This is a genomic window from Cellulomonas sp. NPDC057328, assembly GCF_042667215.1.
Taxonomy (GTDB): domain Bacteria; phylum Actinomycetota; class Actinomycetes; order Actinomycetales; family Cellulomonadaceae; genus Cellulomonas.
Genome location: NZ_JBHUZW010000119.1, coordinates 1 through 12,133, shown reverse-complemented (window position 1 = coordinate 12,133; position 12,133 = coordinate 1). Strand labels below are relative to the sequence as shown.

The 12,133-nt window shown below is 75.6% G+C and carries 11 protein-coding genes; 2 read left to right on the top strand and 9 right to left on the bottom strand.

Going from position 1 to position 12,133, the window contains the following annotated elements:
• Nucleotides 1-33 precede the first annotated feature (33 nt).
• From ACFUMH_RS16330 to ACFUMH_RS16320, 3 genes are all read right to left on the bottom strand, one after another.
• Nucleotides 34-528, bottom strand: a complete 495-nt coding sequence (locus tag ACFUMH_RS16330) for a metallophosphoesterase family protein (protein WP_378207950.1) — start codon at nucleotides 526-528, stop codon at nucleotides 34-36.
• 86 nt (nucleotides 529-614) lie between these two features.
• Nucleotides 615-911 (bottom strand): hypothetical protein, encoded by a 297-nt coding sequence (locus ACFUMH_RS16325; RefSeq protein WP_378207944.1) that lies wholly within the window; start codon nucleotides 909-911, stop codon nucleotides 615-617.
• Between the two features lie 104 nt (nucleotides 912-1,015).
• On the bottom strand, nucleotides 1,016-2,029 hold the full coding sequence (locus tag ACFUMH_RS16320) for a pirin family protein (protein ID WP_378207941.1): 1,014 nt from the start codon (nucleotides 2,027-2,029) through the stop codon (nucleotides 1,016-1,018).
• 332 nt (nucleotides 2,030-2,361) lie between these two features.
• On the opposite strand from ACFUMH_RS16320, the gene ACFUMH_RS16315 reads away from it, so the two are divergent.
• On the top strand, nucleotides 2,362-3,156 hold the full coding sequence (locus tag ACFUMH_RS16315; protein ID WP_378207937.1) for a transglutaminase family protein: 795 nt from the start codon (nucleotides 2,362-2,364) through the stop codon (nucleotides 3,154-3,156).
• Nucleotides 3,157-3,268: 112 nt separating this feature from the next.
• Here the strand turns inward: ACFUMH_RS16315 and dnaG are convergent, their stop codons facing one another.
• Nucleotides 3,269-5,245: a DNA primase gene (dnaG, locus tag ACFUMH_RS16310; protein WP_378207934.1), complete on the bottom strand. Its 1,977-nt coding sequence runs from the start codon at nucleotides 5,243-5,245 to the stop codon at nucleotides 3,269-3,271.
• Between the two features lie 124 nt (nucleotides 5,246-5,369).
• On the opposite strand from dnaG, the gene ACFUMH_RS16305 reads away from it, so the two are divergent.
• On the top strand, nucleotides 5,370-5,702 hold the full coding sequence (locus ACFUMH_RS16305) for a YciI family protein (RefSeq protein ID WP_378207947.1): 333 nt from the start codon (nucleotides 5,370-5,372) through the stop codon (nucleotides 5,700-5,702).
• A 50-nt stretch (nucleotides 5,703-5,752) separates the two neighbouring features.
• Here ACFUMH_RS16305 and ACFUMH_RS16300 read toward each other — a convergent pair whose 3' ends face one another.
• The 5 genes from ACFUMH_RS16300 to ACFUMH_RS16280 are packed head-to-tail and all read right to left on the bottom strand — an operon-like array spanning nucleotide 5,753 to nucleotide 12,013.
• Nucleotides 5,753-7,042 (bottom strand): deoxyguanosinetriphosphate triphosphohydrolase, encoded by a 1,290-nt coding sequence (locus ACFUMH_RS16300; RefSeq protein ID WP_378207931.1) that lies wholly within the window; start codon nucleotides 7,040-7,042, stop codon nucleotides 5,753-5,755.
• Between the two features lie 28 nt (nucleotides 7,043-7,070).
• On the bottom strand, nucleotides 7,071-7,538 hold the full coding sequence (locus ACFUMH_RS16295) for a hypothetical protein (RefSeq protein WP_378207928.1): 468 nt from the start codon (nucleotides 7,536-7,538) through the stop codon (nucleotides 7,071-7,073).
• A gap of 59 nt (nucleotides 7,539-7,597) precedes the next feature.
• On the bottom strand, nucleotides 7,598-9,457 hold the full coding sequence (locus ACFUMH_RS16290; protein ID WP_378207925.1) for a glycoside hydrolase family 13 protein: 1,860 nt from the start codon (nucleotides 9,455-9,457) through the stop codon (nucleotides 7,598-7,600).
• A gap of 7 nt (nucleotides 9,458-9,464) precedes the next feature.
• Nucleotides 9,465-10,376 carry a sugar ABC transporter permease gene (locus tag ACFUMH_RS16285; RefSeq protein WP_378207922.1) on the bottom strand — a complete coding sequence of 304 codons (912 nt, stop codon included), beginning with the start codon at nucleotides 10,374-10,376 and terminating at the stop codon, nucleotides 9,465-9,467.
• On the bottom strand, nucleotides 10,376-12,013 hold the full coding sequence (locus ACFUMH_RS16280) for an ABC transporter permease subunit (protein WP_378207919.1): 1,638 nt from the start codon (nucleotides 12,011-12,013) through the stop codon (nucleotides 10,376-10,378). Before ACFUMH_RS16280 ends, ACFUMH_RS16285 begins: the two co-directional genes overlap by 1 nt.
• Nucleotides 12,014-12,133 lie beyond the last annotated feature (120 nt).

Below are 12,133 nucleotides of genomic sequence, written 5' to 3'. Positions count from 1 at the left end.
CCCCGCGGTGACGTCGCGGGGCGGCCGGCGGCGTCACCGCGCGGTCCGCGGCGGGAGCCGGTGCAGCTCGAGGTCGCGGACCTCACCGTCGACCGTCGTCCACGTCAGCCACGTGTGGTGCGGCTGGCGTCGCCGGTCCGTCGGCGACCCGGGGTTCAGCAGCCGCACGCCGCGCGGCGTCACGGTGTCCCACGGGATGTGGCTGTGCCCGAACACGAGGACGTCGAGGTCCTCGAAGCTCGCGTCGACGCGCCGCTCGCGGCCGGTGGCCGGGCCGGTCTCGTGCACCACCCCGAGCCGGACGCCCGCGACGACCAGCCGTCCGACCTCCGGCAGCCGCGCGCGCAGGTCCGGGCCGTCGTTGTTGCCGTGGCACGCGAGGAGGCGAGCGGCGCGCGCCTCCAGACGGTCGAGCAGGTCGACGTGCACCCAGTCCCCGGCGTGCACCACGAGGTCTGCCGCGTCCACCGCGGACCACAGCGCCGCGGGCAGGTCACGCGCGCGGGCCGGCACGTGCGTGTCGGCCATCGCGACGACGCGCACGCCGGACGGGCCGCCGGCGAGCGTGCCGCCGTCCTCCTGGGCCCGCTGCCCGGGCGTCGGCACCCGCGGGCTCACGGCCGGCGCGGCACGGACCGGCGGTCGCGGCCCTCGCGCGGGCGCAGCGCCCCGCGGCACCGCGTGCAGACGTGCCGCACCTCGTCGGCGTGCCGACCGGTGTCCGGCTGCGCGTCCTCCCAGGCGACGTGCGGGAACCGCGCCAGCGACGCGCGGCTGAGGGGGATCCCGCACACCGTCTGGTTGGTGCCCTCGAGCCACCCGTGCACCTCGCCGGCCGGCATGCGCACGCCGTCCGGGTCCGTCCACGTGCTCGACGCCGCGACCCGTGCGCCCGTCGGCCGCCGTGCCATCGCCACCGTCCTCGTCACCGGTGCGCGTGCCGCCCACGCGCGCGTCCGGCCAGCCTCACACGGGCGCCGCGGGCCCGCGCGCGCTCCGGCGTCGAGGGGCCCGCTCAGCGGTCGCGGGGCCGCAGCCGCACGTGCGGGAGCTCGGGAGCAGGCAGCGCGCCGCCGCCGTACCCGCGGACGACGCCGAACCGCTCGACGCCGGCCGGGTCGCCCGCGAGCGCGGCCTGCCACTGCGCCCGCGCCTCGACGACCTCCTCGTGCGTGCGGCCGACGAAGTTCCACCACATGAGCACCTGCTCGTCGAACGGCGTACCGCCGATGAGCACGGCGCGCACGGGGGCGTCGCCGGTGCGCAGGGTGAGGCCGTCGCGGCCGGGTGCCACGTAGCCGAGCCACGCCGGCGGGACGGCCGTGCCGTCGAGCGTGACGTCGCCGGTGTCGACGAGCAGCGCGTGCTCGAACGCGGGGTCGACGGGCAGCCGCACGGTGGTGCCGGCGGGCGCGTCGACCTGCGCGGCGACGAGCGGCGAGTACCCGCGCGCGGGCGACGTCGCGCCGGCGAGCGACCCCAGGAAGACCTGGACCCGTGTGCCGTCGACCTCGGCGGCCGGCACGCGCGCGACGTGCTCGAAGTCGCGGGGCCCGTGACGGTGCGCGTCCGGCAGGGCGGTCCACAGCTGGACGCCGTGCAGACGTCCCGACGCACCGGCGAGCGCGGGCGTGCCCTCCTCGGAGTGGCAGACGCCGCGCCCGGCGGTCATGAGGTTGAGCTGGCCCGGGACGATCGTCTGCTCGCTGCCCAGCGCGTCGCGGTGCAGCACCTGGCCCTCGAACAGCCACGTGACGGTCTGCAGGCCGGTGTGGGGGTGCGGCGGCACGTCCATCCCGCCGGTCGCGGCGACGTCGTCCGGGCCGTAGTGGTCGGCGAAGCAGAACGGCCCGACGAGCGAGCGGGCGCGCGACGGCAGCGTGCGACGGACGGTCATGGCACGGGGTCCGCCGAGCGGCACGTCCCGCGGCTCCACGAGCTCGACGCCCCGGCCGGCGGAGGCCGCCGCGGGGCCGTCGGGGGCACTGGTGCAGACCTGCTCGCGCGGGGCCGGGTCCAGGTTCGTCACGCACCCAGCGTACGGACCCGTCCGGCGGCGCGGATCCGCCCTCGGATCAGCGGCCTGACCTGCGGCGACGCCCCGCCCGGACGACGGGCTGGACGAGGGGCGCGCGGAGCCCCACACTTGCCTCACCGCCGCCCGTCCGGCGGGTTCCCCCGCTCCACCACCTCGCTCCGCCGTGCCCTCCTCCGTCACGCCGCGGCCACCGTCGGCCGTGCGCGTCCGGAGGTCCGCCCGACCGCGCCCGCACCACGTGGCAGCACCCGGCACCACCCCCGCAGTCCCCCAGAACCCCTCCGTGTCGTCCGGCCCGTGCGCCGGGGAAGGATGCGTCGGCCGTGCTGCGCTCCGTGGCCTGTCACCTCTCGCTCGACGTGCGTCAGCCGCTCGAGATGCTGCTCGCGGTCGCCGTCGCGGAGGGACCGTTCGAACGCTCCGAGGACCTCGTCGTGCGCACCGACGACGAGCCGCTCGACGTCGAGGAGATCAAGCTGCCGCACGGCGGTCGCATGCACCGCGTGTGGGCGCCGGCGGGCCGGGTCGTGGTCGACTACCGGGCGACGGTGACCGGGCGCGCGGAGCCGGTGCCCGTGGAGGACGTCGACCTCGTCGAGTACCGCCGTCCGAGCCGCTACGCCGAGTCGGACCGTCTGCTCGCCTTCGCGCGCGACCAGTTCGCCGGCCTCGCCGGTGCCGAGCTCCTCGACGCCGTCGTGACGTGGGTCGGCCGGCACGTCACGTACCTGTCGGGGTCGAGCCTGCCGACCGACGGCGCGACCGACACGCTGCTCAAGCGCCGCGGTGTGTGCCGGGACTTCGCCCACCTCGTCGTGGCGCTGCTGCGCGCGTGCGACACGCCCGCCCGTCTGGTGTCCGTGTACGCGCCCGGGCTCCGGCCCATGGACTTCCACGCCGTGGCCGAGGCGTACGTCGACGGCGCGTGGCACGTCGTGGACGCCACCCGGCTCGCGCCGCGGCCGACGATGCTCCGCATCGCGACCGGCAGGGACGCCACCGACACGGCGTTCCTGTCCTACTACGGCGGCGGTCTGCGGCTCCGGTCGATGACGGTGACCGCGGTGACGGACGCGCGCGCCGAGGACGACGGCACCGGGCTGGTCGCGCTGCGCTGAGCCGGTCGCGCTGCGCTGAGCCGGTCGCGCTGCGCCGGGCCGGTCGGGATGCTCGGGCGGGGCGCTGCGCCGAGCCGCGGCGTGTCAGGCGCGGCGCGTCAGGCGCGGTGCGTCAGGCGCTCTCGCGCAGCGTGCGGCGGCGGCCCTCGAGGTCGAGCAGCTCGGTGAACAGGGCCCGGGACGCGGCCGGGTCGGCGTCCGGCCCCATCCGCTGCAGGCGGCCACGCACATCCGCGATCTGCCGCGTGTAGCCGATGTCGACCAGCCGCATGACGACTCCGCGCACGTACCCCGGCAGCGCCTCCTCGCGGTCCTCCGGCAGCGGCGCGACCGACAGCTCGGTCACGAGGGCGTGCACGGGCTCGGCGGCCTCCTCGAGCACGGCGCCCACCCACGCCGTCGACGCGCCGCCGGCCCGCTCGACGTGCGCGCGGGCGCCCGCGACGCCGCCCGCGGCGCGCACCGCCTCGTGCACGGCGCGGTAGGCCGGGGCGGCGAACGCGTCGGGCGCGAGGGCGTCGAAGTCCGCCGGGACGAGCAGCGGCGCCTGGAGGACGACCTCGAGGGCGGTCCGCTCGACCTGCGCCACGGGGTCGCGGCGGTCGGGCGTCGGCATCCGCGCCACGCGGACGGGCTCGGGCGCGGCGTCGCGGCCCCGCTCCCCCCGCGCACGGTCGTCGGGACGCGCGGCGCGGCCGTCGCCGGCACCGCCCCGCCCGCCGCCGCGGCGCACGGCGTCCTGCACCGCGCGGCGGACGGTCTCCTGGTCGTCCAGGCCCAGCCAGCCGGACAGCAGGCGCACGTACTCGGGCCGCAGGGCGGTGTCGCGGATGCCGGCGACGACGGGCGCCGCGGCCCGCAGCGCGCCGATGCGGCCCTCGGCGGTCGTGAGGTCGTGGGCCGCGAGGGTCGAGCGGATGACGAACTCGAAGAGCGGCTGGCGCGCCTGCACGAGCGCCCGCACCGCGTCCGGCCCCTTCGCCTGGCGCAGGTCGCACGGGTCCATGCCGGACGGCTCGACCGCGACGAACGTCTGCGCCGTGAAGGACTGGTCCTCGCCGAAGGCGCGCAGCGCGGCCTTCTGGCCGGCGGCGTCGCCGTCGAACGTGAACACCACCGCGCCGCCGACGGAGCCCCCGCCGACGAGCTGCACGCCGCCCGCACCGCCGCCGTCGCCGAGGAGCCGGCGCACGATCCGCGCGTGGTCCCCGCCGAACGCGGTGCCGCACGTCGCGACGGCGGTGCGCACGCCCGACAGGTGCATCGCCATGACGTCGGTGTAGCCCTCCACGACGACGACCTGCCGCTCGCGCGAGATCTCCCGCTTGGCGAGGTCGATGCCGTAGAGCACGTGCGACTTGCGGTAGAGCGGCGTCTCCGGGGTGTTCAGGTACTTCGGCCCGTTGTCGTCGTCGAGCAGGCGCCGCGCGCCGAAGCCGACGGTCTCCCCCGTGACCTCGCGGATCGGCCAGACGAGCCGGCCGCGGAACCGGTCGTAGATGCCGCGCTGGCCCTGGCTCACGAGACCCGACGCCGTCAGCTCGGCCTCGGTGAAGCCGCGGCCGCGCAGGTGCCGCAGCAGGCCGTCCCAGCCCTGCGGCGCGAAGCCCACGCCGAACTCCTCGGCCGCGCTGCGGTCGAACCCGCGCTCGGCGAGGAACGCGCGCCCCGGCGCCGCGGCCGGCGTGAGCAGCTGCTCGCGGTAGAACTCCTCCGCGACGCGGTGGGCGTCGAGCAGGCGGCGGCGCCGACCGGGCTCCTCGCCGGGACGCGCCGGGCCGCCGTCCTCGTAGCGGACCTCCATGCCGACGCGCGACGCCAGGTGCTCCACCGCGTCGGTGAAGCCGAGGCCGTCGACCTTCTGCACGAAGGAGATGACGTCACCGCCCTCGCCGCACCCGAAGCAGTGGTACCGGCCGACCTGCGGGCGGACGTGGAAGGACGGCGTGCGCTCGTCGTGGAAGGGGCAGAGGCCCTTGAGGGAGCCGACGCCCGCGGACCGCAGGGCGACGTGCGCGCCGACGACGTCCTCGATGCGGACACGCCCGCGGACCGCCTCCACGTCCTCCCGCCGGATGCGTCCCGCCACGGGCGTGAGTCTAGGCGTCGCACCCCGGTGCGACGTCGGTGTCGAATGCGGGGGCACCCGTGCGTCAGGGTGGCGTCCGGGTCGCGAGGGCCCGGCACCGAGCAGGAGGTCCGCCGTGGAGTACATGCTGTTCATCTGCACCGATCCCGAGGGCGAGGAGCCGCGCCCGGGTGACGTGGACATCGAGGCCTGGGGCGCCGACGTCGACGCGCGCGGGGTGTGGAAGCACGGCGACCGGCTGCGGCCCGTCGAGGCGGCCACGACCGTGCGGCGCCGCGGCGACGGCCTGCTCGTGACCGACGGCCCGTTCGCGGAGACGCGCGAGACGATCGCCGGCTACGACGTCATCGAGTGCGCCGACCTCGACGAGGCGATCGCGGTCGCGGCCGCCCACCCCATGGCGCGCGCGGGCCGCATCGAGGTGCGGCCGGTCTGGCCGCTCGACGCCGACGACTGACCCGGCGAGGGGCGGGCCGCCGCGACGAGGCAGCCCGGCCCCGCCCGGCCTCAGTGCCGCGGCGGGCGGACCAGCCGGGCGTGCAGCGCGGCGGCGGAGACGTCGGTGAGCGACGCGACCTGGTCGATCACCACGCGCAGCCGCTCGGCGTCGTCCGCCGCGGCGAGCCAGTCGGCGGCGAAGGGCGGCTCGAGGGCGGCGGGGGCACGGTCGGACAGCACGTCGACGAGGTCGGCCAGCATCTCCCGCTGGCGCTGGTACAGCGGCTCGAGCTCGCGCGGCGCCATGACGTAGGCGACGGCCATGCCCTTGAGCACGAGGATCTCGGCGAGCGTCTCGACCGGCACGACGAGCTCGGCGGCGTAGCGCGTGAGCGGGCCGGGCCCGTAGCGCTCGCGCGTCGCCCGCTGCGCCGCCTTCGCGAACCGGCCGATGAGCTGGCTGGTGGCGTCCTTGAGCCCCGCGAGCGCCGCGCGGGACCCGTCGAAGCCGGGCTCCCACAGGCGCGCCGCCACGAGGCGGTCCATCGCGGCGTGCAGGCCCGCGCCGTCCACCTGGTCGCCGTACCAGGTCTCGACGGCGTCGACGATGCGGGCGCGCTCGTCGGGCACGCGCAGCACGTCGAGGTCGAAGCGGCCGCCGACGACCGCGTCCTCGACGTCGTGCACCGAGTAGGAGATGTCGTCGGCCAGGTCCATGACCTGCGCCTCGAGGCACTTGCGACCGTCGGGGGCGTCCTGACGCAGCCAGGTGAACACCGGCAGGTCGTCCTCGTACACGCCGAACTTGTGCGTCGGACGGCCTGTGGCGGCGCTGACCGGGCCCCGGCCGAAGCGCCACGGGTACTTGACCGACGCGTCGAGGCTCGCCCGCGTGAGGTTGAGGCCGACCGGCGTGCCGTCGGGCCCGACGACCTTCGGCTCCAGCCGCGTGAGCAGCCGCAGCGTCTGCGCGTTGCCCTCGAACCCGCCGATCCCGCGCGCGAGGCCCGCGAGCGCGCGCTCGCCGTTGTGCCCGAACGGCGGGTGGCCGAGGTCGTGCGCGAGGCAGGCGGTGTCGACCACGTCGGGGTCGCAGCCGAGCGCCTTGCCGATCTCGCGCCCGACCTGCGCGACCTCGAGCGTGTGCGTGAGGCGCGTGCGGACGAAGTCGTCCGACGAGGGGCCGAGCACCTGCGTCTTGGCGCCGAGCCGCCGCAGCGCGGACGAGTGCACGATGCGCGCGCGGTCGCGCTGGAACGGCGTGCGCTCGGCGTTCTTGGCCCCCTCGGGCACCCAGCGCTCGCGGTCGGCGTCGACGTAGCCGTCGAGGCCGAGGACGGTGGGATCGAGCGCGGTCACGCGGCCAGGGTAGTGCGGTGGGCGCCGCTCACAGCGGCAGGTCGTCCGACGCGAGCGCGACGAAGGCGGCGCCCTCCAGCCCGCCCGGTGGCACCTCGGCCAGCGCCTCGAGCATCGCCAGGTGGGCCTCCTCGAGGTCGCCGGCGCCCGCGAGCAGCCGCTCGACGGGCAGCGGCTCGCCGCGGTCCTCGACGACCTCGCCCTCCGTGTGCACGAGCAGGCGCGTCGTGGGGCCCTCCGCCTGCAGCGCGTAGACGTCGGAGGTGCCGCCGAGGACGACGACGTACACCTGCCGCCCGAGACGCGCGGCGAGCGGCGTCACGCGCACGCCGCCGTAGGCGTCCACGAGGACCACGTGCGGACCCACCTGGGCGGCGAGCAGGCGCTGCTCCGCCACGGACGTCGCGGCGTCCAGCGGCACCGGGGCGGGGTCGTCGACGGGCAGCTCGGCGAGCACCGTGCGGGGCAGGACGGCGAGGGTCGTGTTCCAGGACATGGCGCGAACCTACGCGCCGGCGCCGGCGCGGTCGCGTCGACGGGACCCGGGCGGACGGCTCACGCCAGGCGCCACACGTGCACGCCCGGCCCGTCGCCGGCGACGTGCAGGCCGTCGGCCCGCACGTCGAGCGCAGCGCCGCCGTGCAGCACCTCGGGGCGCGCCCCCGGTGCGAGGAGGCGGCCGGGCAGCACGGTGCCGGGCCACGGCGCGCGCGCCGCGACGACGAGCACCCGCTCGTCGTGCGTCTCGCGCAGGTACCCGATCGCGTCGTCGGTGGCGAACGCCCACCGCAGCCCGCCCTCCCGCAGCGCGCGCGACGAGCGGCGCAGGGCGATCAGCCGCCGGTAGAGGTCGAACGTCGCGGCGTCCCAGCGCGGGCCGCCGCCGGCGTCGACGTCCGGCCACGGCATGGGCACGCGCGCGTGCTCGCCCGTCGTGCCGGTGAGCCCGCCCTCGTCGCCCGCGAAGACGACGGGCGTGCCGGGGTAGGTGAACAGCACGCCCGCGGCGACCTCGACGAGCTCGCGCGACCCCACGACGGTGCGGATCCGGGCGGTGTCGTGCGAGCCGAGCATGTTCCACTGGTGGGCCGTCACCGACCACGGCACGGCGGCGTCGAAGTCGCGCATCGTCGCGACGGTCGCCCCTCCTCCGCGCCGCGGCAGCGGCACGCGGAGGCCGAGCGTGGTGAGCCCGGACGACGGGTCGCCGAGCCAGGTCCACAGCGGGCGGCTGAACGCCGAGTAGTTCATGTTGGCGTGCCAGCCGCCGACGGACATGTCGCCGCCCGCGTCGTGGAAGTGCTCGGAGACGAGCACGGCGTCGGGGTCCTCCGCGCGCATCGTGGCCCGGGCGAGCCGGGCGACCTCGTGCGTGTAGTCGTCGGCGCCGTACCGGCCGGTCATGTTCGCGACGTCGATGCGCCAGCCGTCGAGGGCGAACGGCGGGCGCAGCCAGCGCGCGACGACCGAGTCCGGCCCGTCGACGAGGCGCCGCGCGAGGCCGGGCGCGCCGTAGTCCAGCTTCGGCAGCGACGCGTGGCCGAGCCAGCCGACGTACCCGGGCTCCTCGTCCGTCCAGTAGTAGAAGCCGGCCTCCTCGCTGGACCGGTCGGCGCGGGCGCGCACGAACCACTCGTGGCCGTCGCCGGTGTGGTTGGTGGTGAGGTCGCCCACGAGCCGCATGCCGCGCGCGTGCAGCGCGTCCGACAGCGCCGCGAGCGCCGCGTCGCCGCCGAGCAGCGGGTCGACGCGGTCGAAGCTCGTCGCGTCGTACCGGTGGTTGGACCGCGCCGGGAAGACCGGCGTCAGGTACACGGTGTCGACGCCCAGGCGCTCGAGGTGGTCGAGCCGCCGCACGATCCCGGCGAGGTGGCCGCCCGCGAGCTGGCGCCCCGTGTCCCCGACCGCCACCGGCTCGTCCGTCCACGCCATCGGCGTGGCCCAGTCCGGGACGTGCTGCGGCGCGCCGAGGTCGTCGGACGCCCGCGCGAAGCGGTCGGGGAACACCTGGTAGACGACCGCGTCGTGCATCCACGCCGGCGCCGCGTCGTGCACCGACAGCCGGAAGTCGTGCGCGTCGGTGACGTCGCGCGCCCACGTGCCGCGCCCGTTGAGCCAGCGGTAGCCGGCCGGCTCGTCGAGGAGCACGCGGTACGACGTCACCGGGTTGTGCACGCGGACGTCGGCGACGTACCAGCGCTCCCCGTCCACGGTCCGGTCGAGCCGCGCCGGGACGGTCGTCGGCTCGCCGTCGCGCACGACGCGCACCCGGACGGCGCGCTCGGGCGCCCCCGCGGGCACGCGGACCCGGACCGGCACGTCGTCCCCGAGGGACGGCGTGCCGGCGGGCACGTACAGCTCGGAGCCGTCGTGGTGCGCGTCGTCGAGCAGGTGCGGCACGTGCTGGTCCCCCACGCGCGCCTCAGCCCTTGACCGAGCCGGCGGTCAGGCCGCCGACGATGTACTTCTGCAGGAAGAGGAACAGCAGGAGCACGGGCACGGCGGCGATGACGGCGCCGGCGGCGAACAGGCCCCAGTTCGCCTCGAGCAACGACGACACCCAGCCGTAGAGGCCGACCGCGACGGTCCAGCTGCGCTCGGACTGGAGCACCAGCCGGGCGATGATGAACTCGCCGAACGTGCTGATGAACGACAGCAGCCCGACGACCGCGAGGATCGGCGTGACCAGGCGCAGGATGATGCCCCAGTAGATCTGCGCGTGCGTGGCGCCGTCGAGCTTGGCGGCCTCGTCGAGCTCGCGCGGCACGGTGTTGAAGAACCCGTACATGAGGAACGTGTTCACGCCCAGCGCGCCGCCGAGGTACACGGCGATGAGCGCGAGCTTGCTGTTCAGGCCGAGCACCGGCAGGACGTTCCCGAGCCCGATGAGCAGCAGGAAGATCGCGACGAAGGCGAGCATCTGCGGGAACATCTGGATGACCAGCAGGGCCGTCAGGCCGGCGCGGCGCCCCCGGAACCGGAACCGCGAGAAGGCGTACGCCGCGGACGCCCCCATGAGCACGGTGCCGACGCCGGTGGCGACGGCGATCTGCAGGGTGTTCGCGAGCCACGTCCAGAACATCGAGTCCCCGAGCGCGGCGAAGTTGGCCCCCGACACGTCCCCGAAGAGGCGGTTCGAGCCGGTGAGCGTGCCGCCCTCGGACAGCGCGGCGGACACGACGTACACGATCGGGAACATCGCGAAGACGACGGCGACGACGCCGACGAGGTGGCGCCACCCGAGCTCGGAGAACCACCGGCGCGCCGACATGCGCGGCTGCGCGGTGCGCGCGGTGCTCGGCCGGACGCGGGGCGCGGCGGACGTGGTGGCCATCAGCTGATCTCCTCGAACTGCTTGGTGCGCTTGAAGGTGATCGCCGAGATCGTCGCCACGATGGCGAAGATGACGATCGACAGGGCGCTGGCCAGGCCGTAGTTCTTCGCGGCCGTGCCGTCGAGGCCGGACACGGAGTAGACCATCGAGATGAGGATGTCCGTGTGGCCGAGCGGCACCGACGCGTCCGCGAAGCGCGGCCCGCCGTTCGTGAGCATGTAGATGAGCGTGAAGTTGTTGAAGTTGAAGGCGAACGACGAGATGAGCAGCGGCGTCGTCGCCACCAGCAGCAGCGGCAGCGTCACCGAGCGCCAGGTGCGCCAGCGCCCCGCGCCGTCGACCTTGGCCGCCTCCATCACGTCGCCCGGCAGCGACTGCAGCGCACCCGTGCAGATGAGGAACATGTACGGGAACCCGAGCCAGAGGTTCACCAGCAGCACGGACAGCTTCGCCAGCCACGGGTCGGTCAGCCACGGCACGTCCGCGCCGCCGAGGAGCACCTGGTTGACGAACCCGAACGACCGGTTGAGCATCCCGGACCACAGCAGCGCGGCGAGGAAGCCGGGGATCGCGTACGGGAAGATCAGCAGGGTCCGGTAGATCCGGCGCCCGCGCAGCCGCGTGTCGTTGAACGTGATCGCCAGGAACAGGCCCAGCAGGAACGTCGTGACGACCGACAGGATCGCGAACGCGAACGTCCAGGCGAGGATCTTGAGGAACGGCCCGGCGTACCGGCTGTCGCCGAACGCCGTCGCGAAGTTGTCGACGCCGACGGGGACCCGCCAGCCGACGTTGAGCCGCTGCCCGTCCGGCGCGAGGAACCAGCCGTCGTCGTCGGGCGCGTAGACCGTGCCCGTCGTCACGTCCGTCATCGTGTCGGCCTCGGCGTCGTACTCGAGGGTCGACGTGGAGACGTAGCCGGTGCGCGCGTCCTGCGTGCGGATCGACCCGTCCTCCGGGTCGTCGGAGAACGGGACGCGCAGCGTCGTGACCTCGTCCTGACGCTCGAGCACCTGACGCCGGTCGAGCAACTGGGCGCCGGGTACGGCCGTCACGGCGTCGCCGTCGGTCGTCGCTCCGTCGACCGACGCCAGCGGCTCGTCCGCCGTGCCCACGCGGACGTCGCCGTCCTCGTCGACGAGTGCGAACCCGAGCGCGCCGTCGCGCTCGACCACCGTGAGGGGGTAGGTCGCGGAACCCTCGACGCGGCGCTCGTTCTGCACGAGCAGCGCCTCGATCGCGTGCTCCTTCGTCGAGTTGTGCCCGTCGCCGTAGTTCGTGAAGGCGACCCAGCCCGTGTACGCGACCACGTACACCTGGAAGACGAGCAGGAAGGCGAGGCCGGGCAGCACGTACTTCAGCGGCAGCGTGCGCCGGGAGAAGTACACCCAGTCGGCCGCGACGAGCAGGGCGACCATCGCCGCGAGGATCCCGTAGGACTCCTCGTTCCACGCCGCGAGGATCGCGAACACCCCGAAGGCGTTGACGACCGCCATGAGGACGAGCTTGGCGACGAGGCCGCCGACCGTGCCCGACGCGTGCGGCGCGCCCGGTGGGCGCCGGCGGCGCCGCCGGCCCGGCGCGTCGCCGTCGCCGGCGGCGGTCGAGGTGTCGTCGAGCGTGGACTGGGTGGACATCAGGCCTCCGTACGGGCTGGCGGGCGCGTCCTCACGCCCCGGGGGACGGGTGGTGCGGCCACCGGGGACCGGTGCGCACCACCCCGTGGCGGGCGCGCCGCACGGCCTCGGGGACCTGTC